The organism is Paraburkholderia sp. JHI869, assembly GCF_038900775.1.
Taxonomy (GTDB): Bacteria; Pseudomonadota; Gammaproteobacteria; order Burkholderiales; family Burkholderiaceae; genus Paraburkholderia.
This window is the reverse complement of the sequence record NZ_JAYMSC010000008.1, coordinates 205,634-227,347: the sequence shown is the minus strand read 5'-3', so window position 1 is coordinate 227,347 and position 21,714 is coordinate 205,634. Positions and strand designations below refer to the sequence as shown.

The following is a 21,714-nucleotide window of genomic DNA, read 5'->3' as shown; positions in this document are numbered from 1 at the left end:
TCGATAAAAAATGGAGATGGAGAATGGGTGGCGGAGATCGAAAGAAGGAGGGCGAAAAGAGGAAGATGATTGCTACATCTCGAAATCAAATGACCTCGCGATGATTGAGCCGCGTCATAGGTGACTCGGATGTTCTGACGGCGAAAGGTTTGAGAAAGGCCGGTCCTGCCAAAACAAATACGAAGTTTTGTAGGATTTGCGTCAGTTCTTCTTGAGGAAGAGAAAATATTAAAAGGTGGATATTCGAAAATCTGAAATGATGAGATCGAATGCGAATGACTCGTGATTCACTCCAGTATGAATAACCCATAAAAATGCCGCCTTGTCGAGAACGCCTTATCGGGAAAGGCGGCCGGCAAGGCGGCGGGTGCGGCGAAGGTGCTTAGAAGCGGTGGCGGACGCCCGCGCTCACGACAAACTGGCTCTTGCTAGCCGACGGGGCATCGGTGCCGTTGATCTGCACTGCGTTCGCGCCGACGGAATTGTTGGCGCCGATCTGCGCGACGCTTTGCGCGTAGAGGTCGGTGCGCTTCGAGAGCGAGTAGTCGGCCATCAGGCCGAACTGGTTCCAGTGCGAGGAGCGGTTGTTCGTGTCGCCGCTGACCGGCGTGTTGCGCAGGCCCTGCGTGTACGTGTACGACGCACCCAGGAAGAAGGCAGGCGTGAAGTTATAGCGCGCGTTGACTTCGTAGTTGTTGTAGCGGAAGGAACTGTCCGCAATCTTGTCCTGGAGACGAGTCTGCGTGAACACGGTGCCGACCACTGCGGGACCGAACGTGTAGTTCGCGCCGAGACCCCAGACACGCTGGTTCTGCACCTGGAGGAACTGCGCGAGGGCGGCATCGTTGCCTTGCACTGCGCCGTTGGTGTTGCCCCCGTTCAGACCTTGCATCTGCAGATAGGCCGCCGCTACCTGCAGGCCGGCGTACTGGTAGCCCGCGCCTACGCTATACGAGCGATTGTTGGCGAAACCGCCCGCCTGATTCGAGAAGCCATACATGCCGCTCATCGAGAAGCCGGCGTAGTTCGGGCTTTGATACTTGATCGAGTTGTTGGTGCTGATCGTGCTGTTCAGGTTGTCGGCGTCGCCCCAGTGCGCGAAGTAGGTGCCGCCCCACGAACCCGTTGCGGAGATCGGCGCGAGGTAGTCGACCACGGAATCGTACTGGCGACCCAACGTGACCGTACCGTAGTCGTTGCTCGACAGACCGACCACGGCCTTGCGATTGAAGAGCGAGTTGTCGACCAGCTTGCCATTGGTCACGTTGAAGCCGCTTTCCAGGTTGAACACGACCTTCATGCCGCCGCCAAGGTCTTCTGCGCCGCGCAGGCCCCAGCGGCTTTGCTGGACGTTGCCGCCGGTCAGGCCGAACATCGACTTGCCGCCGGTCAGGCCGGTGGGCGTGAGGTCCGAAGGCTTCGCTTCGTTGCTCACGTAGGTCAGGCCCGCGTCGATGAGGCCATAGAGCGTCACGCTGCTCTGGGCGTGCGCCGTGCCTGCCAGGGCAGCGGTAGCCGCCGCGAACGCCAAGGTTTTCTTTTTCATGGTTGATTGCTCTATAAAATCTGACAGATGATCGGATCGGATTATTGCTACAACACGCGTTATTTAGTCCTACTTTTGATGTGGAATCGACCATATCGCATGTGGAGACGGAATATAGAGCCCGGATGGGATTTTTACTACAAAACAAACGGAATTCTTATTTCACGTAAGTTGAAAAACTCGTGACGATTCAAGGCGCTGCCGAGGCCTCGGGCCGCAGACGGTTCCGGATTTCTCGTTTGCCCCCGCTTGTATCGAAATTCATGTTGCCTGAAGGCAACACGCAGTTCGCGAAAGATAAAATATAGATTTGTAAAATTTGATGCTGATATCGGGAATATGAAAGGCGCGATGATTAAAATCTTTCGGTATCCGTGTAACTTTTTTGAAGAATCATGTTGAATCAACTACAGGCGATGCGTGTTTTTCTTAAGGTCGCAGAGAACAATTCCTTCAGCCGTGCGGCAACGAACCTCGATCTCTCGAACGCGGCCGTCACGCGCTATGTGGCGCTCCTGGAGGCGCATCTCAAAACGCGCCTCATCAACCGGACCACTCGCAGCCTTTCGCTGACCGAGGACGGCCAGGCCTTCGTGCAAGGGTGTCGTCAGATGCTCGAACTGATGGACTCGATCGAGTCGTCGGTCGGGCGCGGGACGTCCGAGCCGAGCGGCACGCTCAAACTCGTGGCGTCCGCGTCGTTTGCGCTCGTCGGGCTGCCGCAGCTCATGATGGACTACTGTCAGCAATTTCCGCAGGTCAAGGTGGACCTGACGCTGCTGCACCGCAATGTCGATCTCGTCGAGGACGGTTTCGACGTCGGCATTCTCACGTCGCGTCAGGTGAGCAGCGGTACGCTGGTGCGCCGCCCGCTCGCGGCGTTGCGCCAGATCGTGGTCGCGTCGCCAGAGTATCTCGCAGCCTGCGGCGAACCGCAGACGCCGGCTCACCTGTGCACGCGCGGCGTGCTTGCGCCTTCGCGCGAAATCCATGGGCGCGATTGGTACTTCGTCAACGCGCAGGGGGAAGAGGAGGCGATCAGCGTCGATCCGCGTTGCACGGTCAACGACATGATCATGCTGCGCCAGCTGGCGCTAGTGAATATGGGCCTCGCGATCCTGCCCGAGGCGTATGTCAGGGAGGACATCGAGAACCGCTCGCTCGTGCCCGTGCTGTGCGACTACGAGATCAGGGAAGGCGCCAAGGAACTGGCGCTCGTCTATCCCGGAAGACTGCATGTGTCGGCGAAGGTCCGAAGCTTCGTGGACCTCGCCATCCAGCGGTTTCAGGGCGATTTTGCCTGCGCTGGAACCGCGTGAGTCGCTGGACCGGCGCGTCGTGGCCGCCGCTTCAGAACCACGCGTCCTGCATGTCGAGCGTGGTGCGATCGAGCGAGGCGAGCAGATCGAACTGCGGGCCTGTTTTCGGCAACTCCCACGCGAAGAAGTAAGCGGCCGCCGCAAGCTTGCCGCGATAGAAGTCAGCTTCCTCTTTGCTCGCCGCCGCATGTGAGGCTAGCGCTGCGCGTGCCACGAGCGCCTGTTCCAGCCACACCCACGCCATGACCACGTGGCCGAACGCTTCCAGGTACACCGAAGCATTGGCGAGCGTGACCGCCGGGTCGCCTGCTGCCCACAGTTGCTGCGTGACTTCCGTGAGCCGCCCGAGTGCGGCTGCGAGTGCGTTTGCGTGGGTCGTGTCGTCTTCCGCGCCCGAAGCGTGTGCGCGTTCGAGCGTGGCTTGCACGCGCGCTACGAAGATCTTGAGCGCCGCACCGTCCTTGATGACGACCTTGCGGCCGAGCAGGTCGAGCCCCTGTATGCCGTGCGTGCCTTCGTGAATCGGATTGAGCCGGTTGTCGCGATAGAACTGCTCGACGTTGTACTCGCGCGTGTAGCCGTAGCCGCCGTGCACCTGAATGGCGAGATCGTTGGCGGCGAGACACCATTGCGAAGGCCAACTCTTCGCGATGGGCGTGAGCAGGTCCAGCAGCAGCGAGAGCGTCTCGCGCTCGGCGCCGCTGGCGGCGTTCGCTTCGTCCACCAGTTTGGCGCACCAGAGGTTCAGTGCAAGCGCCCCTTCCACGTAGCTCTTTTGCGCGAGCAGCATGCGGCGCACGTCGGCGTGTTCGACCAGCCTGACTTGCGGCGAAGCCGGGTCCTTGCCCGCCGCGCCCACGGGACGCCCTTGTGGACGGTTGCGCGCGTAATCGAGCGCATGCAGATAGCCGGTATAGCCGAGCATCGTCGCGCCGAGTCCCACGCCAATGCGCGCCTCGTTCATCATGTGGAACATGTATGCGAGCCCGTGGTGCGCTTCGCCCACCAGATAGCCGATCGCGCCTGCGCGGCCGCCCGGCGTGTGTTTCGTGCCTTCGCCAAAATTGAGCAGGCAGTTCGTTGTGCCGCGATAGCCCATCTTGTGATTGAGGCCCGCGAGCACGACGTCGTTGTGCTCGCCGCGCGAGCCGTCCACGTTCACGAGATATTTGGGCACGACGAAAAGCGAAATGCCTTTCACGCCGGCAATAAGCTTGCCGTCGGGGCCGGGAATCTTGGCGAGCACGAGGTGCACGATGTTGTCGGCAAGCTCGTGCTCGCCGCCCGAGATCCACATCTTGTTGCCACGCAGACGATATTGCGCGCCGAGCGGCGAGTCGCATTCGAAGTCCGCACGCGTGGCGACATCCGAAAGCGAAGAACCCGCCTGCGGCTCGGACAGGCACATCGTGCCGAAATAACGGCCTTCCAGTTCGGGGCGCACGAAGGTGTCGATCTGCTTTGCGCTGCCGTGCGCGAGCAGCAGGTTCGCGTTGCCGATGGTGAGGAACGGATAGGCGCTCGTGCCCACGTTCGCACCCTTGAACCACGCGAAGCCCGCCTTCTCGACCACGAGCGGCAACTGCATGCCGCCGTATTCGTAGTCCTGACCCGCGGCCATCAGGCCCGCGTCGCTGAAAGCCTTCAACGCCGTCTTCACCTCGGGGATGATCGTGACCGTTTCGCCGTCGAAGTGCGGCTCGTGCTGATCGTTCTTTTTGTTGTGCGGCGCGAAGAGGTCGGTGGCGATCTTCTCGCAGGTGTCGAGCGCGGCGTCGAACGTTTCGCGCGTGTGGTCGGCGTAGCGCCCGATGCGCGTGAGGCTTTCGACATCGAGCCATTCGTAGAGCAGGAAGTTCAGATCGCGGCGGGAAAGGATCAGCGACATGGCGGCACGGTCTCGCATCGTGGAGGGAGAAGTCGGGAAGCCTACCTAAAATAGAACGATCGTGCTATTGGTAATTTCTCCGGTTTGGCCCGCTCTACCCAATGGGCGAACGCAGTCATCCATGGCGTCGTCACGGTTTATATCCGCGATTGCACGCGTGAATAAATGGGGCTCGTAGCGCGTGTAACAATAAAAAATAGGACCAAAACGCTGCAAACGTTTGCAAATACTTGTCCCACAAAGGGTTTCCTGAAGTTTCCTTATTCGCTGCCGTAAACTCGTGCGCGGGTCCCGCTTTTCTTCCCGGACCCGCCAACGAGTCGCGCCGACGCCATTACGGCGGCTCTTTTTGCAGCCGAATTCAATCAGGCGCATCAAGGTCCACCAGCCGCCGCCGCATTAACGCCCACCTGCAACTTTTTATTCTCATCCAAGTGTCGTTCATGCTGGCAGATACGCCGGGTCGCGCGCAGTCGCTTCGACCGTCCGGCTCGCAACAGCGCGTGGCCATTCGCGCGCTCGATGACGTCGCGCGCGCCGCCGACGCGGTGATGTACGCAACGCTCGTGCTCTCCGCTATCGCGGCGGTGCTGATTGGTTTCGTCTATTACGAGCCGCAACTCGCGCTTGTGGGCGCCGCGCTGTTCCTCGGCGCTGGCAGCTTCGCGTTTTTCTGCGCGCGCGGCACGGCGCTTTCGCGCGTCGTGCTCACGCTTGGCAATGCCGCGCTCGTCGCGCTGCATATCCAGGCGGCGCATGGCGTGACCGAATTCCATTTCGGCGTGTTCGTGCTGCTCGGCCTGCTGCTCGTCTATCGCGACTGGCGGCCGATCGTGCTCGCGGCCGGATTCTTCGCGGTGCATCACCTCGCGTTCGACCGACTGCAGGCGCTCAACTTCGGCGTGTACTGCACGCGCGAGGCGAACTTGCCGCGCGTGCTGCTGCACGCCGCCTACGTGGTCGCGCAAACGGCCGTCGAAATCGTGCTCGCGCATCGTCTGCGCGTGGCGGCCATCGAGGCGGCGGAGCTGTCGGACATCGTGCGCAGCGTGGTGCGCGAGCGCGAGGTGTGCCTCGCGGTGGAAGGCATTCCGGCAAGCGCCCCCACGGCGATCGCGCTCAAGGGGGCGATCGCCCAGATGGCGCGCGCCATGCAGGAGGTGAGCACGAGCACGGCGCACGTGGAGCAGGCCGCGCTCGAAATCGCCGAAGGCAATGCGAACCTGAGCGCGCGCACGGAACACCAGGCGGGCAGCCTGGAAGAGACCGTCGCCTCGATGGACGTCTTCACGCGCACCGTCAAGGCGAGCGCGGAGCACGCCCGCGAGGCGAGCACGTTCGCCCGCGAAGCGTCGACGGTTGCGCAGGCAGGCGACGACGTCGTTGCGCGCATGACCGCGACGATGGGCGCCATCGAAGCCTCCGCCAAACGCATCTTCGAGATCGTCGATGTGATCGAGGGCATTGCGTTCCAGACCAACATTCTCGCGCTCAACGCGGCCGTGGAAGCCGCGCGCGCGGGCGAACAGGGACGCGGCTTCGCCGTGGTCGCCGGCGAAGTGCGCAGCCTCGCGCAGCGCGCCTCGGCCGCCGCGCGCGAGATCCAGCAACTCGTGGAGAATTCGGCGAACGAGGTCGGCGCGGGCACGCAGCTCGCCGGCGAGGCGCGCGCCGCGATGGAAAGCGTGGTGAGCAGCATTGGCCGTGCGGCCGACATCATGGGCGAGATCACGGCGTCGAGCCACGAGCAGGCGCAGGGCATCGAGCAGGTCAACGCCATGGTCGCGCAGATGGACGACACCACGCGCCGCAACGCCGCACTGGTGAACGAAGCGGCCGCGGCGTCGTCATCGCTGCACGCGACGAGTGCGAAGCTGCGAGAGGTGCTCGGCCTCGTCGCATTGTCGTGATAATGTGGCGCGACGTGCCGGGTGAACGCGTAGTGAACAAGGAGACCTTCCCATGATGAGCGTGGTGGGCTGCATCGTCTACAAGCACAACCTGTGGCTCGTCGTCGTCGCGCTGCTCATTTGCGCCGCGGGCTCGTGGGTCACCGCACGGCTCGTCCTGCGCGCGTTCGCCACGCATTCGCTGCAGCGGCTTGGCTGGTCGTTCATCGCGGCCGTGGTCGCCGCCGCCGATATCTGGTGCACGCACTTCGTCGCCATGCTCGGCTTCGAGCCGGGCGTGCCGATCGCCTTCGATCCCGTGCTGACCATCACCTCGCTGCTCATCGCGCTCGTGGGCAGTTTCGCGGGATTTTTGCTCGCCACGAGCCGGGCCGCGAACCGCCTCACGCGTGCGGCGCCCGCGCTGGGCGGCGCGATCGTCGGGCTGGCGGTCGCGCTCATGCATTACGCGGGCATGCTCGCGTATCGCGTGCAAGGCATCGTGATCTGGAATCGTGTTGGGATCGCCCTGTCGATTGCGTTCGCGGTCGGGATCAGCGCGCTTGCGCTGCATCTCGCCGGCGTGGCCGCGAGGCGAGCGCAGGACAACGCGGCCAGCGCGCGGGCAAGCATCGACGCCGGCGCCCGCGTGGTGGCGGGCGTGCTCGCACTCGCCATCGCCGCGCTGCACTTCACCGGCATGTCCGCGTTCCAGGTCTTGCCGATGCCGATCGACGGGCATTTCTCGAATCCTGCCGCGTTGCAGGCGCTGGCGCTCGCCGTCGCCTGCATGGCGCTCGTGATCGCAGGCGCCGGCTGCGTGAGCTTTCTGCTCGATGACAGCGTGCGCGCCGAATCGGTCGAGCATCTGCGCACGATGGCGATGAGCGACATGCTCACCGGCTTGCCCAATCGCGCGAGCTTCAACGCGCGCATCGACGCCGAACTGGCGCGCACGCAGGACACGCGCAAGCTCGCGCTCATCGGCATCGACCTGAACCGCTTCAAGGAAATCAACGACCTGCACGGCCATCACGCCGGCGACGAGGTGCTGCGCATTCTCGCGCGGCGACTATCGAGCTTGATGCGTGAAGGCGAGTTCGTCGCGCGCGTGGGCGGCGACGAGTTCGTGGCGCTCACGCGCTTCGCTTCGCGCGAAGAACTCGGCGATCTGCTCTCGCGCCTCGAAACCGCGCTGTACCGGCCGGTGCGTTACGACGACGCCGAAGTGCTCTCGGGCGCGAGCCTTGGCGTCGCCATCTACCCCGACGACGCCACCACCAAGACGGTGCTCATCAACAACGCCGACCTCGCCATGTATCGCGCGAAGGCGGACCTCGCGCATTCGGTGTGCTTCTACGAGCCGGCGATGGATGAGATCGCGCGGGCGCGCCGCTCGCTCACGCACGACTTGCGCGAAGCGCTCGCGCGCGGGCAACTGAGCGTGCACTACCAGGTGCAAACCTCGATCGCGACGGGCGATGTTTGCGGCTATGAAGCGCTGCTGCGCTGGGAGCATCCGCGGCTTGGCTTCATCTCGCCCGCCGAATTCATTCCGCTCGCGGAAGAGAATGGACTCATTCTCGGCATCGGCGCGTGGGTGCTGCGCGAGGCGTGCACGCGCGCCGTTTCCTGGTCGCCGCCTTACAAGGTGGCCGTGAACCTTTCGCCTGTGCAGTTCTCGCACGCGGATCTGCCGAAGCTCGTCGAAACCGTGCTGGTCGAAACCGGCCTCGCGCCCGAGCGGCTGGAACTCGAACTCACCGAGACGACCATTTTCGCGGACCGCGAGCGCTCGCTCGACGTGTTGCAGCGAATCAAGGCGATCGGCGTGAACATCGCGCTGGACGACTTCGGCACCGGCTATTCGTCGCTCGACACGCTGCGCTCGTTCCCGTTCGACAAGATCAAGCTCGATCAGTCTTTCATAAGCGAGGCTGAGTCGAGCCGCCAGGCCACCGCGATCATCCGTGCGGTGCTCGCGCTCGGCAAGAGCCTCGGCATTCCGGTGCTGGCAGAAGGCATCGAGACCGAGGCGCAGCTCACGCTGCTCGCCGACGAAGGCTGCGACGAAGTGCAGGGCTTCCTGCTCGGCCGCCCGGCGCCGCTCAGCCAGATCGTGGCGAGCGGCCAGCTTTCGCTGCTCGCCGACGATGAAGCTGTGGGGGCCGAGCGCGGTTAGACGCCTTCGCCACCGTAGTCCACGAAGCGCGGCGCGCATTGCGGCTGCCATGCGCCGCCGCTCTGCGCGAACGCGCCGCGCGCGGTGTTGTGCGCATCGAGCGGCGCTTCCGCGAGGCTCAGCACGGGCGTGACGCACGCATCGCTGCCTTCGAACACGGCGACCCATTCGTCGCGCGTACGCGTGGCAATCGTCTGCGCGATGCGTTCCTGCACCTGCGGCCAATGCGTCCGGTCGCGCTGCGGCAGTTCGAGCAGCTCTTCTGCGCCGATTCCCTTCATGAACGCCGCATAAAACTGCGGCTCGATGCAGCCCACGGCAATGTAACGGTTGTCAGCGCAACGATACGTGCGATAGAAAGGCGCGCCGCCGTCGAGCAGATTCGTGCCGCGCTCGTCCTGCCAGTGCCCCGCCGCGTAAAAGCCGTACATCATGCTCATGAGCATGGCCGCGCCGTCGGTCATCGCGGCGTCGACCACGCAGCCAACGCCTGTCGATCGCGCGCGCAGAATCGCGGCCACGACACCGAACGCGAGCAGCATGCCGCCGCCGCCGAAGTCGCCGACCAGGTTCAGCGGCACCACGGGCTCGCCGCCCGCGAGGCCCACCGCATGCAGCGCCCCCGAGATTGCGATGTAGTTGATGTCGTGGCCCGCCGTGTGCGCAAGCGGCCCGGTTTGCCCCCAGCCAGTCATGCGTCCGTAGACGAGCGAGGCGCGCCGCTCGCGGCACACTTGCGGGCCGAGCCCCAGCCGCTCCATCACGCCGGGCCGGAAGCCCTCGATCAACGCATCGGCGCTCGCGATCAGATCGAGTGCGCGCGCGATGTCGTCGCGGCTTTTGAGGTCGAGCGCGATGGATTCGCGCCCCCGCGCAAGCGGTCCCGATGGCGCGCTCGCGCCCTCGCGGCCGATGCAGATCACGCGCGCGCCCATTTGCGCGAGCAGCATGCCGCAGAACGGCGCGGGACCGAGCCCCGCGAATTCCACGACGGTGACGCCTTCCAGTGGCTTGATCATGTGAGTCTTTCTGCCTGATTCTGCGTGTGTCGATTAACGCGCCTTCACAGCGTGCGCGCGATGATTTCCTTCATGATCTCGTCGGTGCCGCCGTAAATGCGCATCACGCGCGCATCCACCCACGCGGTGCCCACCACATACTCGGACATGTAGCCATAGCCGCCGTGCAGCTGCAGGAATTCGTCGAGCAACTGGTTCTGCAGTTCGGTGGCGTTGAGCTTCGCCATGGCGGCGTCCACCGGCGAAAGCTCGCGGCGCAGATGCCGCGCAATGCAGTGATCGACATAGGTGCGCACCATCTCTGCCTTCGCACGCGCATGCGCGAGCTTGAAGCGCGCGTTCTGGAAGTCGAAGATGGCCTGGCCGAACACCTTGCGATCGCGCGTATAGCGGATCGTGCGCTCGAGCATGCCCTCGATCGAGGCGGCCGCGCGCACCGCGATAACGAGCCGCTCCTGCGCCAGTTCGCGCATGAGGTACGAGAAACCCTGGTTCTCCTCACCCAGCCGCTGCGTGACGGGAACGCGCACGTCCTCGAAGAACAGCTCGGACGTGTCCTGCGCGCGCAGGCCGATCTTGTCGAGCTTGCGCCCCTTGCTGAAACCGGGCGTGCCTTCCTCCACCACGATCAGCGAAACGCCCTTGCCGCCCAGTTCGGGCGCGGTCTTGCACGCCACGACCACGAGGCTCGCGTTCTGTCCGTTCGTGATGAAGGTCTTCTGGCCGTTGATGACGTAGTGGTCACCGTCTTTGCGCGCGGTGGTGCGCACCGACTTGAGATCGCTGCCGGTGCCCGGCTCGGTCATGGCGATGGCGCCGATATGCTCGCCGCGTGCGAGCTTGGGCAGCCATTCGCGTTTTTGCGCTTCGGTGCCGTACGCGAAGATATAAGGCGCGACGATGTCCGAATGCAGCGGAAAGCCGATCCCGCTTGCATTCACGCGCGCCAGCTCCTCGATCATGATGGCCGCGTGACCGAAGTCGCCGCCGCCGCCGCCGTACTCTTCGGGAATCGTGCAGCACAGCAGGCCTTCCTCGCCGGCTCGCTGCCAGACTGACTTCGGCACGATGCCGTCGTTTTCCCATTGGTGATGAAACGGCACGATTTCGCGCTCGATAAAGCGCTTGGCCTGCTCGCGGAAAATCTCGTGATCGTCACGGAATACAGTGCGCATATCCGGTGTCTCCAGTGTCTTTGGTTACTTCGTTATCCGTATCAGGCTGCCGACTGGCGGTAGCGCTCCTTGAGAATGCGACGCAGCAGCTTGCCGTTGTCGTGTCGCGGCAGGGCCTCCTCGAATTCGATAGAGCGCGGCACCTTGATATGCGAAAGGCGCTCGCGGCAGAACGCAATCAGCTCCTCGGCGAGCTGCGGGCTCGCGGTGTCGCGCTCGCGCGGTTGCACGACCGCTTTCACGGCTTCGCCGAATTCGGGATGCGGTACGCCGATCACGGCGGCATCGGCCACGGCGGGATGCTCGGCGAGCACGTTCTCGATCTCCTGCGGATACACGTTCACGCCGCCGCTGATGATGAGGTCGACGCGCCGGTCGCTCAGATACAAATAGCCGTCTGCATCGACATGGCCGATGTCGCCGTAGGTCGCCCAGCCGTGGCGGTTGTAGACGCTGCGCGTCTTCACCGGATCGTTGTGGTATTCGAACGAGGGACCGCCTTCGAAGAACACGCGGCCAATCTCGCCCACAGGCAGTTCGTGATCCTCATCATCGATGATATGGATCTGTCCATATTTCGAACGTCCCACCGAGCCGCGATGCGCGAGCCATTCGTCCGAGTTGATCGCCGTGAGGCCTACGCTTTCGGAGCCCGCGTAGTACTCGTAGATCACCGGGCCGAACCACGCGATCATCTGCTCCTTGATATGCGGCGGGCAGGGCGCTGCGGCGTGAATCGCCACGCGCAGGCTGCTCACGTCGTATTGCGCGCGCGTAGTCCCGGGCAGGTTCAGCAGGCGGATGAACATCGTCGGCACCCACTGGCTGTGGGTGACGCGGTAGCGCGCGATGGCGTCGAGCGCCGCTTCGGCGTCGAACTTTTGCAGCACGACGGCGCGGCCGCCCGTGTGCAGCATGCGCATGAGGTAGCGCAGCGGTGCGGCGTGGTAGAGCGGCGCCGTGCTCAGGTAGACGGAGTCGGCGTCGAAGCCGAAGGTCTTGCGCCAGGCCGCCGTTTCGGTGTCGTCGCCATCGCGCTCGTCGAACGGCACGAGCGGTTTGCGAATGCCTTTGGGCAGGCCGGTCGTGCCCGACGAATAGAGGAAGTCGCGTCCGCGCGGCAAGGGCGGCAACGGCGCGCTCGCATCGACATTGGCGAGCGACGCTTCGAGCGAGGCGAAGCCGGGCAGCGTTTCAGAAGCGCCTGTAACGAAGCAGGCAACGCCCTGCGCCGCGCCCTCGGCCACGAGCGTCGCAGCGAGTTCGTGCATGGCCTGCGAAGCGATCAGCACGCGCGCGCCGCAGTCCGTCAGGACGTGCGCGGCCTCGCGTGTTTTCAACTGGATGCTGATGGGGGTGTAGTAGAGGCCGGCGCGCTCGGCGCCGATGGCGATAACCGCGAGCGCCGGGTGATTCTCGAACAGCAGCGCAATGCCGTCGCCGGGTTGAAGGCCTAAGCCGAGGAGCCAATGCGCGATGCGGTCCGCGCGTTCGTTCAGCTCCGAGTAGGTGATGACTTCGTTGAGTGCGGGGAAGCACAGGGCTTCCCGCGTGGGTGCTGCAACAGCTAGTTCGCGGACACGCTCCACGGTCTCGTCTCCATGTCATGCGCGGCCCCAGTCATGCTGCCGAGCGCTGCCTCCACGCGCCTGACGAGCGACATCAGCCGTGGGGCGATGTCGTCGGTCAGCTGGTTGCCGCTGATGTTGAAAACTGCAATCGAACAGCTAAAAACCCAATACTCGTCGTCGATCGGGGCGGACAACGGAATCGCCACCGAATGAATCTCGCGCTGCATGTCGCCATGCGAGACCGTGCAGCCGTGCGCGCGCAATTCCTGCTGCGCTTGTGCAAGACGCTGCGCAAGCAACTCGCCCTTCGCCGGGTCGCGCGCCAGCGTTTCCTGCAGGTACTGCTCGCGCTCCTCGCCGGGTACGGTCCACAGATACGCGCGGCCCGAAGCCGTGCGCGAAAGCGAGAGCCGCGTGCCCGTTTCCGAGCGATATACCGCGCTGCCTTCGCCCTGAATCACTTCGGCATACGCCATGTTCAGGCGGTAGCCCACTGCAAGCGTCACCTGGCCGTGGCAGTAGTCGGCCAGCTCCTGCATCATCGGCCGCGCGATCTGGCGGATCGTCATGCGGCCGAGCGCCGGGGCGGCGAGGCTCAGCATCTCCGTGCCGAGCACATACTTCGAAATGCGCTCCGAATAGCGCAGCAGGCCGAACTCCGCGAGCGTGTTGATGAGCCGCAGCGCCGTGGGTTTGGGCAGCCCCGTGCGCTCGACCAGATCGCGCGCCGAAAGCTCGGCGTCTCCCATCGAGAAGCACTGCAGGATCCGGATGCCGCGCGCGAGCGCGCTCACGAGCTGCGCGTCGGCGACGTCGTCGGTGCGGGAGTTGGCCTGATCGTTCATGTCGGGTCCTTCGTCGGGGTAAGGGCGCGGCGCGTCGTGCCAGTGTGGCTCGGCTCGCGGCAAACCCCGGATTCTAGCTTCGCGCTGCCCACCGGAACAATTTTTTAAGACGCCTGGCTCATTTTTTCGCCTTCGCGATGCCGCGCCGCTCGTAGCCGCGCGTTGATGTCTCCTTTTTTGATCTCTCGGGGTCAAGCTGTGCAAATAGTGTTGCGGATCATGAACGAGAAATCAATAAAAATGATCCTAAAGTACCGAAATATGTTTACCACTATTGAAATAGTGAGTCATGGAGGTGTATTTTGAGTCGAGAGATTCATTTTTCCTGACACTCCAACCGTTGAGAGAACCATGACCAACCGCGCGGTAATCGTCGACGCAGTGCGCAGCCCAATGGGCCGGACCAAGGCAGGCGGCGCTTTCGTCGACCTTCATCCTGTAGATCTGCTCTCGCAGGTCCTCCAGCAATTAATCGAGCGCAACGACCTCGACCCCGGCAGCGTGGACGACGTGATGATCGGTTGCGTAAGCCAGGTGGGCGAGCAGGCCTCGACGCCTGGCCGCCTTGCGTGGCTCGCGGCGGGTTTCCCGCAGCACGTGCCTTCCACCACCATCGAGCGCAAGTGCGGTTCGAGCCAGCAGGCCGTCCATTTCGCCGCGCAGGCGATCATGGCGGGCGTGAACGAGATCGTCGTGGCCGGCGGCGTGGAGTCGATGAGCCGCGTGCCGATGGGGTCGTCGCGCATCGGCCGCGATCCGTATGGCGCGCGCTACCATGCGCGCTATCCCGAAGGCATGGTTGGCCAGGGCGTGAGCGCCGACCTCGTGGCGCAGAAGTGGGCGCTCACGCGCGAGGCGCTCGACGCGTATTCGGCGGAGTCGCACCGCCGCGCCGACGCCGCGCGCGCCGCGGGTCAGTTCGCGCGCGAGATCGTGTCGATCGATGTGCCGGGCCCCGAAGGCGTGCGCCGCGTGGACCTCGACGAAACGATCCGCGCCGGCACCACGGTCGAACGGCTCGCGGGCCTCGCGCCCTCGTTCGAGAGCGCCGAACTCGCGGAGCGCTTTCCGGGCATCCGCTGGAACGTGACGGCGGGCAACGCCTCGCAAATCTCGGACGGCGCCTCGGCACTGCTCATCATGAGCGAGCAGAAGGCGGCGAAGCTGGGGCTGAAGCCGCGCGCGCGCATCGTGGCCTTCGACGTTTGCGGCGACGATCCGCTCATGATGCTGACCGCCCCGATTCCCGCCACGCAGCGTCTGTTGAAGAAATGCGGCCTCACCGTCGACAATATTTCGCACTTCGAAGTGAATGAGGCATTCGCCGCCGTGCCGCTCGCCTGGCAGAAGGCGCTGGGTGCGGACGCGGCGCGGCTGAACCCGGCGGGCGGCGCGATTGCGCTGGGGCATCCGCTCGGCGCCTCGGGTGCGCGCCTCATGACCACGATGCTCAACGCGCTCGAACTGAGCGGCGGCCGCTACGGCTTGCAGACGATGTGCGAGGCCGGCGGCATGGCCAACGCGACCCTCATTGAACGCCTCTAAAGCGCAACGACGAACAACGAAGGAGAAACGACGCATGGACGAGCAGAACAAATTCGCGGGTACGGTGGCAGTGGTGACGGGCGGCGCATCGGGGCTGGGTCTCGCGAGCGCGAAGCGCTTGCTGGCAAAAGGCGCGCAGGTCGTGATCGCCGACCTCGCCAGCTCGCGTGGCGCGGCCGTGGCCGATGAACTCGGCGCAAACGCGAGCTTCGTGCCCGCCGACGTGACGAGCGCAGACGACATGACCGCCGTGTTCGAAGCCGCGACGAAGCGCGGCACGCTGCGCTCGCTCGTGCATTGCGCGGGGCGTGGCGGTGCGGTGCGCCTGATCGAAAAGGACGGTTCGCCGGGCTCGCTCGAAGCCTATGAAAACGTGGTGCGCGTGAATCTCTTCGGCACCTTCAACGCGCTGCGCCTCGCGGCGGCGGCAATGGCGCGCAATGAACCCGACGCCGGCGGCGAGCGCGGCGCGTGCGTGCTCACGGCTTCGGTGGCGGCGTACGAAGGGCAGATCGGGCAGGTGCCGTATGCGTCGTCGAAGGCGGGCGTTGTGGGTATGACGCTCGTGGCCGCGCGCGACTTGGCGAGCAAAGGCATACGCGTGTGCACGATCGCGCCGGGCCTGTTCGATACGCCGCTGCTCGCGCGCCTGCCCGAAGAGATTCGCGATTCGCTTGGCCGCATGGTGCCGTTCCCGCCGCGCCTGGGTGAGTCTGACGAATTCGCCGCGCTCGCGCTGCACATTCTCGAGAATCCGATGCTCAACGGCGAGACCATTCGCCTTGACGGCGCGATTCGCATGCAGCCGCGCTGAGTGAGGCCGACCATGAGCGACGAATTGCTGATCGAGTACCGCGACGGCATCCAGATCCTCACGATCAACCGTCCCGAGGCGCGCAATGCCTGCACGAAGGCGGTGGCCGAAGCGATAGCCGCCGCGCTCGACGAACTGGAACAGCGCGACGACCTGCGGCTTGCCATCGTCACAGGCGCGGGCGGCACGTTTTGCGCGGGCATGGACCTCAAGGGCTTTCTCAAGGGCGAACGGCCGAGCCTGCCGGGCCGAGGCTTTGCGGGGATCACGCAAGCGCCTCCGCGCAAGCCGCTCATTGCCGCGGTGGAAGGCTATGCGCTGGCGGGCGGTTTCGAAGTCGTGCTGGCGAGCGACCTTGTCGTAGCCGCAAACAACGCGCAATTCGGACTGCCCGAAGTGAAGCGCGGCCTGTGCGCGGCGGCTGGCGGATTGTTGCGTCTGCAACAGCAGTTGCCGGAACGCATCGCAATGGAACTCGTGCTGATCGGCGACATGTTCGGTGCGCAGCGGGCGTACGAGTTCGGCCTCGTGAACCGGCTCGCCGCGCCGGGCGAAGCGCTGGCTGGCGCGCTCGAACTCGCGCAGAAGATCGTGGCGAACGGGCCGCTCGCGGTGGCCGCGAGCAAGCGCGTGATGCGTGAGTCGCGCGATTGGCCCAGTGCGGAGATGTTCGCGCGTCAGCGCGAGATCACAGACCCAGTGTTCGCTTCCGCCGACGCGCGCGAGGGCGCAGCGGCGTTTGCGGAGAAGCGCAAGGCGGTTTGGCAGGGGAAATAGGCGGCCCTTTCGTCAGGCGTGCGTGAGCGTTCTTCGCAGCGCCGCGAAGAACAGCTCCGACTGCAATCGCTCGCCCTGAATCTGGTCGGCCACCCGCTGCGCGAGATCGGCCGCCACGGGCCGCAGCGCGCGGCCGGTCGAGCCCGCGAGTACCTGCGCGGCGCAGGCGCGCTCCAGGTAATAGAGGTCGTCGAACGCGTAGTCGATACGTTCGCCGCACACCACCACGCCGTGGTTGCCGAGGAAGCCGATATCCCTGCCGGCGAGCGCATGCGCAATGCGCTCGCCTTCCTCAGGGCCGAGCGCGAGGCCGTTGTACTCGCGGTCCAGCGCAACGCGGCCGTGGTAGCGCATGGCGTTCTGCGACAAGGTCGTATCGAGCCCGCAGTCTTCCGTGAGGGTGAGGGCGGTGGCGTACGGCATGTGGGTATGCAGCACACAAGCCTTCTTTGCGATCGCGTGAATGGCGGCGTGAATGAACATCGCGGTCGGCTCCACGGCATGGCGGCCGGCCATCACGTGCCCCTGGGCGTCGACAATCACGATATCGTCCGCCATGACCTCGCTCCACATCAGGCCGCGCGGGTTCAGCAGAAAGAGGCCGTCTTCGCCGGGAAGCGCGACGCTGAAGTGATTGCACACGCCTTCGCCCAGCCCGAAATGCGCGGCGGCGCGCAGCGCGAGCGCGAGGTCGGCTCGCAGCGTCGCGATTTCCGGCTGGTGGAAGAACTCGTCGCCTTCAATGGTTCCAGCATGAAGCACTGCGTTGCTCATGTGTCGTGGCTCCTTTTTCCAAACGTCCGCGTTGCAAGGCATGGTGCCATACGCGCGCGATAAAAATTATTGGAAAGCCCCAGCTTGCCGATTGTTTTTCGCGCCGCAACCCGCGTTCCTCATTCGCCGTCCAGCGCGAGCGGCACTTCTAGCCCCACCTTCACGCGGCTCATGCTCACCAGCGTCTTGAACCGCTTCACGTTGTTGTTCGAGAAGAACAGCTCGCGCGTGAGTTCCGTGTACTGGTCCATATTGCGCACCGCGAGTATGAGCACGAAATCCCACTCGCCCGCCACGTAGTAGCACTGCTGAATTTGCGGGCAGCGCGCAAACGTGCGCTTCATGGTGTCGAGCAGATCGATCTGCTCGCTTTCGACTTCGACCGTCGCGACGATCGTGATGGGATGATCGACCTTCTCGGGCGAGACGATTGCCGCGTAATGGTCGATCACGCCTTCGTCGGCGAGACGGCGCAGACGCCGGTTCACCGCCGCCGTAGAGAGGTTCACGCGAGCGCCGAGTTCGTTCTGAGGAATCTGGGCGTCGCGCTGGACCTCGTTCAGGAGCTTGCGGTCGAAGGAGTCGAGATGTGTCGCCATATACGCGGATCCTGAAAGTCGAGATTTTTTTGCGTGATGTGGGCGCATTATGAGACTTTTTCGCGGCGGCTGCGCAATATCATTTCGACATCGCAAGTTCACCGGAGCCCAACCCATGCTGATCGCCAACCCCCGCGCCACGCGCCATGCCTACCCGGAAACGCTCGGGACCATCCTGAACGTGAAGTCGGGCGACGAAAGCCGGGCCTGGCTCGCCGGTTGGGAACTGATCAGCCCGGAGCCCACGCCGTTGTGGGACCTGGGCGGAGCGGCCGCGCAGTTGGGCGTAGCCCGCATCGGCCTCAAGGACGAATCGTTTCGTTCTCCTCTTGGAAGCTTCAAGGCGCTGGGCGCACCCATCGCGCTGATGCGCCTCATCATGCGCCTGTGGCCCCTGCAAGACATCGACCCTCGCAAGCTGATCGAGGGCCGCTACGGCGAGATGGTCACGAACCTCACGGTCATCAGCGCGACCGATGGCAATCACGGCAAAGCGCTCGCCGCGGCAGCGCGCTCGATTGGCTGCCACTGCGTGATCGTTCTGCATGCGAACGTCAGCGCGGAACGCGAAGCGGCGATTGCGGAGTACGGTGCGCGCATCGTTCGAATCGCTGGAAACTATGACGAGTCGGTCGAGCATGCGGCGCAGCTTGCGAAGACGAACGGCTGGCACGTCGTCTCCGATACCTCTTACGACGGCTACGAAGCGATCCCGCGCGACGTCATGCAAGGCTACGGCACCATCGCGGCGGAAGTGATCGAACAGTCCGGCGATGCGTGGACGCATGTGGTTCTTCAGGGCGGCGTGGGTGGTCTTGCAGCCGGCGTGGCGAGCTACCTGTGGGAGCATCACGGCGCTGCGCGTCCGCGCTTTATCGTGGTCGAACCGCGTCAGGCCGACTGCCTGTATCAAAGCGCCATTGCTGGCCGCGCAGCGAAAGCCACCGGGTCGGTCGACTCCGTGATGGCGGGCCTTGCGTGCGGGGAGACGTCGCCGCTCGCGTGGAAGATACTTGAACAGTGCGTAGACGATTTCATGCTGATCGACGACGCGGACGCCGTAGCGGCGATGCGCAGCCTCGCCACCGGCGCGGATGGCGACGTGCCCATCGTATCGGGCGAGTCGGGCGCGGCGGGTCTCGCCGGCCTCGTGAAACTCATGCGCGATCCCGATCTCGCGCGCGCAGCGGGGCTCGACGCTGGCTCCCGCGTGCTGCTGATCAGCACCGAGGGCGCCACAGCGCCCGGCGTGTATACGGAGCTTGTCGGCAGGTCGGCACAAACCGTGGCGGCGCATCGCGACGCCTGGCTGAGCCAGGTCACGCAATAACCAGAACGAGGACAACCTCATGGAAAGCACACTGCAAGGCCAACTCAAGAGCTGGCGACAGCATTTGCATCAACGTCCCGAAACTGGCTTCGAGGAGATCGTCACTTCGGACTACGTGGCGAATATTCTGACGACACTGGGCCTCGAAGTGCATCGCGGCATAGGCGGCACGGGGCTCGTGGCGAACCTCACCGCGGGTAACGGCAAGCGTGTGATCGGCGTGCGCGCCGACATGGACGCGCTCAACATTGCGGAGCAGGCGCCGGGCCGCGCCCATGCCTCGTTGAACGCGGGAAAAATGCACGCGTGCGGTCACGACGGCCATATGTCGATGGTCCTCGGCGCGGCGCGCCTGCTCGCCGAGCGGCGCGATTTCGACGGCACGGTGCGTTTCATCTTCCAGCCAGCCGAGGAGCACGGTCGCGGGGCCAAGGCGATGATGGCGGACGGCTTGTTCGAACGGTTCCCCGTCGATGCGATCTTCGGCGCGCACAATATGCCTGGCATGCCCGCCGGCTCGTTCGCCACGCGTGCGGGCGGCATCATGGCGAGCGAGGATAACTTCGTCATCCATATCAAAGGCCGTGGCACGCATGCGGCGCGGCCTCACATGGGCGCGGACCCCATCGTCATCGCCGCGCAAATCGTGCTCGCGCTGCAAACGATCGTCTCGCGCAATCTCGACCCGAGCCTGCAAGCCGTGATCTCCTGCACGGAGTTCATCACCGACGGCATTCGCAATGTCATTCCGTCGAACGTGATCATCAAAGGCGACACGCGCAGCTATTCGAAGGCAGTGCAAAGGCTGCTCGAAACCCGCATGCGCGAAGTCAGCGTCGGCATTTGCCAAACGCACGGCGCCGAGTGCAGCTTCGAGTACACGCACGAGTTCGCGCCAACGGTCAATTCGGAGCAGTACGTCGAACTCGCTGCGAATGCGGCGCGCAATGTGGCGGGAGACGCCGCGGTGGACGCCAACGTACAGCCGATGATGGTCTCCGAGGACTTCGGCGCGTTTTTGCAGGTCGTGCCCGGCAATTTCATCTTCATCGGCAACGGCGACGCGCCGGAGCGTGGCGGCATTCCGCTGCACAACGCCAGCTACGATTTCAACGACGATATCCTGATGACCGGCGCTCGCTACTTTGCGGAAGTCGCACGCCTGGCGTTGCCGCTCGGGACCGACAAAGGATGACTACGCTGAAACTGAACGGCGAAGTGCTGCTTCGGCAACTGCGCGAACTCGGTGAGATTGGCGCCGACGTGCAAGCGGGCGGGCGCACGCGCATCGCGCTCACCGACGACGAAAAGGCCGGCCGCGACCGCGTGGTCGCGTGGATGCGCGAGCTCGATCTCGACGTGTGCATCGACCGCATCGGCAATGTGTTCGGCACACTGCACGCAGGCGACGACACTGGCTCGCAACGCCCGCTGATGATGGGCTCGCACATCGACACAGTACGCAACGCGGGCGCGCTCGACGGCTGTTATGGTGTGCTCGCCGGACTCGCAGTGGTGCGCGCGTTTCGCGAAGCGGGCGTGAAGCCGGGCCGGTCCATTACCGTGGGCGCGTTCACGAACGAGGAGGGCGTGCGCTATCAGCCCGACATGATGGGCTCGCTCGTTTACGCCGGCGGCTTAGGCGTAGAAAAGGCGCTCGACGCGCGCGGCATCGACGGAACGCGTCTCGGCGACGAACTGGCCCGCATCGGCTACGCGGGCGGGATGGAACCGGGCGCGATCGTGCCGCACGAATATTTCGAATTGCATATCGAACAGGGCCCGATTCTCGAAGCGGAAAACGTGCGCATTGGCGTGGTCGAGAATCTGCAAGGCATCTCGTGGCAGCGCATTACCGTACAAGGCAACGCCAATCACGCGGGCACGACGCCCACGCATCTGCGTCACGACGCGGGATGGGTGGCCGCGGCGGTTGCGACGTTTCTGCGCTCGCTCGCGGTGGAAAGCGGCACGACGCTCGCCACCATCGGCATGCTCAACATCGAGCCGAACGTCATCAACGTGATTCCCCGCAGGGCGGTTTTCACCGTGGACCTACGCGACCCCGACGAGCGGCGCTTGCAGGACGCCGAGCGCCGCCTTGCCGAATTTCTCGTGGAGGTCGCTCGCAAGGAAGGCGTGAAGATAGAAACGGAGCGTCTCGTGCGTTTCGAACCGGTGGTATTCGACGCGGCGCTCGCGCGCGCCATCGAGACCGCGGCCGAACGCCGGGGCTTCTCGAACCGGCGCATGACCTCGGGCGCGGGCCATGACGCCCAGATGATTGCGCGCATCGCGCCGGCCGCGATGATCTTCGTGCCGAGCCGCGGCGGCATCAGCCACAATCCGCGCGAGCACACGGACGACGATCAGCTCATCGACGGCACGCTCGTGCTGCTGGATGTGGTTCTGGAGCGTGTTGGCACGGCATGACGCCCGCA

Annotated in this window: 17 protein-coding genes; 9 read left to right on the top strand and 8 right to left on the bottom strand. The window is 64.5% G+C overall.

Annotated features, from left to right (window positions below; translation table 11 throughout):
- Positions 1-382 precede the first annotated feature (382 nt).
- Positions 383-1,546 (bottom strand): porin, encoded by a 1,164-nt coding sequence (locus VSR72_RS16660; RefSeq protein WP_342953429.1) that lies wholly within the window; start codon positions 1,544-1,546, stop codon positions 383-385.
- A gap of 395 nt (positions 1,547-1,941) precedes the next feature.
- Here VSR72_RS16660 and VSR72_RS16655 point away from each other — a divergent pair, with 395 nt between their 5' ends.
- On the top strand, positions 1,942-2,865 hold the full coding sequence (locus VSR72_RS16655; protein WP_342953428.1) for a LysR family transcriptional regulator: 924 nt from the start codon (positions 1,942-1,944) through the stop codon (positions 2,863-2,865).
- Between the two features lie 31 nt (positions 2,866-2,896).
- On the opposite strand, the gene VSR72_RS16650 is transcribed toward VSR72_RS16655, so the two are convergent.
- The gene (locus tag VSR72_RS16650; RefSeq protein WP_342953427.1) at positions 2,897-4,753 is read right to left on the bottom strand and encodes an acyl-CoA dehydrogenase; all 1,857 of its coding nucleotides are present in this window, start codon (positions 4,751-4,753) and stop codon (positions 2,897-2,899) included.
- A gap of 443 nt (positions 4,754-5,196) precedes the next feature.
- On the opposite strand from VSR72_RS16650, the gene VSR72_RS16645 reads away from it, so the two are divergent.
- Positions 5,197-6,663, top strand: coding sequence for a methyl-accepting chemotaxis protein (locus VSR72_RS16645; RefSeq protein ID WP_342953426.1), 1,467 nt, complete (start codon positions 5,197-5,199; stop codon positions 6,661-6,663).
- A gap of 52 nt (positions 6,664-6,715) precedes the next feature.
- Complete coding sequence (locus VSR72_RS16640; protein ID WP_342953425.1) at positions 6,716-8,824, top strand: EAL domain-containing protein; 2,109 nt, start codon at positions 6,716-6,718, stop codon at positions 8,822-8,824.
- Here VSR72_RS16640 and VSR72_RS16635 read toward each other — a convergent pair.
- The 4 genes from VSR72_RS16635 to VSR72_RS16620 are packed head-to-tail and all read right to left on the bottom strand — an operon-like array spanning position 8,821 to position 13,434.
- Positions 8,821-9,843, bottom strand: coding sequence for a CaiB/BaiF CoA-transferase family protein (locus tag VSR72_RS16635; RefSeq protein ID WP_342953424.1), 1,023 nt, complete (start codon positions 9,841-9,843; stop codon positions 8,821-8,823). The two genes, VSR72_RS16640 and VSR72_RS16635, sit on opposite strands and share 4 nt — an antisense overlap.
- Positions 9,844-9,887: 44 nt before the next feature.
- The gene (locus VSR72_RS16630; RefSeq protein ID WP_342953423.1) at positions 9,888-11,018 is read right to left on the bottom strand and encodes an acyl-CoA dehydrogenase family protein; all 1,131 of its coding nucleotides are present in this window, start codon (positions 11,016-11,018) and stop codon (positions 9,888-9,890) included.
- A 41-nt stretch (positions 11,019-11,059) separates the two neighbouring features.
- Positions 11,060-12,607: an acyl-CoA synthetase gene (locus tag VSR72_RS16625; protein ID WP_342953422.1), complete on the bottom strand. Its 1,548-nt coding sequence runs from the start codon at positions 12,605-12,607 to the stop codon at positions 11,060-11,062.
- Positions 12,586-13,434, bottom strand: a complete 849-nt coding sequence (locus VSR72_RS16620) for an IclR family transcriptional regulator (RefSeq protein WP_342953421.1) — start codon at positions 13,432-13,434, stop codon at positions 12,586-12,588. The genes VSR72_RS16625 and VSR72_RS16620 overlap by 22 nt, the downstream gene beginning before the upstream one ends.
- 351 nt (positions 13,435-13,785) lie before the next feature.
- Between VSR72_RS16620 and VSR72_RS16615 the strand changes: the two genes are divergently transcribed.
- From VSR72_RS16615 to VSR72_RS16605, 3 genes are read left to right on the top strand one after another with little or no spacing between them, the layout of a single operon-like run.
- Positions 13,786-14,979, top strand: coding sequence for a thiolase family protein (locus VSR72_RS16615; protein ID WP_342953420.1), 1,194 nt, complete (start codon positions 13,786-13,788; stop codon positions 14,977-14,979).
- A 34-nt stretch (positions 14,980-15,013) separates the two neighbouring features.
- Positions 15,014-15,793 carry an SDR family NAD(P)-dependent oxidoreductase gene (locus VSR72_RS16610; protein WP_342953419.1) on the top strand — a complete coding sequence of 260 codons (780 nt, stop codon included), beginning with the start codon at positions 15,014-15,016 and terminating at the stop codon, positions 15,791-15,793.
- A gap of 12 nt (positions 15,794-15,805) precedes the next feature.
- Complete coding sequence (locus VSR72_RS16605) at positions 15,806-16,570, top strand: crotonase/enoyl-CoA hydratase family protein (protein WP_342953418.1); 765 nt, start codon at positions 15,806-15,808, stop codon at positions 16,568-16,570.
- A gap of 12 nt (positions 16,571-16,582) precedes the next feature.
- Here VSR72_RS16605 and VSR72_RS16600 read toward each other — a convergent pair whose 3' ends face one another.
- Both VSR72_RS16600 and VSR72_RS16595 read right to left on the bottom strand, forming a co-directional pair.
- Entirely contained in the window at positions 16,583-17,344 is a 762-nt protein-coding gene (locus VSR72_RS16600) for an aldolase (RefSeq protein ID WP_342953417.1), read from the bottom strand.
- Between the two features lie 119 nt (positions 17,345-17,463).
- Positions 17,464-17,943: an Lrp/AsnC family transcriptional regulator gene (locus VSR72_RS16595; RefSeq protein WP_342953416.1), complete on the bottom strand. Its 480-nt coding sequence runs from the start codon at positions 17,941-17,943 to the stop codon at positions 17,464-17,466.
- A gap of 115 nt (positions 17,944-18,058) precedes the next feature.
- Between VSR72_RS16595 and VSR72_RS16590 the strand changes: the two genes are divergently transcribed.
- From VSR72_RS16590 to VSR72_RS16580, 3 genes are read left to right on the top strand one after another with little or no spacing between them, the layout of a single operon-like run.
- Positions 18,059-19,273, top strand: coding sequence for a diaminopropionate ammonia-lyase (locus VSR72_RS16590; RefSeq protein WP_342953415.1), 1,215 nt, complete (start codon positions 18,059-18,061; stop codon positions 19,271-19,273).
- Positions 19,274-19,292: 19 nt separating this feature from the next.
- A complete protein-coding gene (locus tag VSR72_RS16585) occupies positions 19,293-20,468 on the top strand; it encodes a M20 aminoacylase family protein (RefSeq protein WP_342953414.1) in 1,176 nt (391 codons plus the stop codon).
- Positions 20,465-21,706 (top strand): Zn-dependent hydrolase, encoded by a 1,242-nt coding sequence (locus tag VSR72_RS16580; protein WP_342953413.1) that lies wholly within the window; start codon positions 20,465-20,467, stop codon positions 21,704-21,706. Before VSR72_RS16585 ends, VSR72_RS16580 begins: the two co-directional genes overlap by 4 nt.
- Positions 21,707-21,714: the final 8 nt, after the last annotated feature.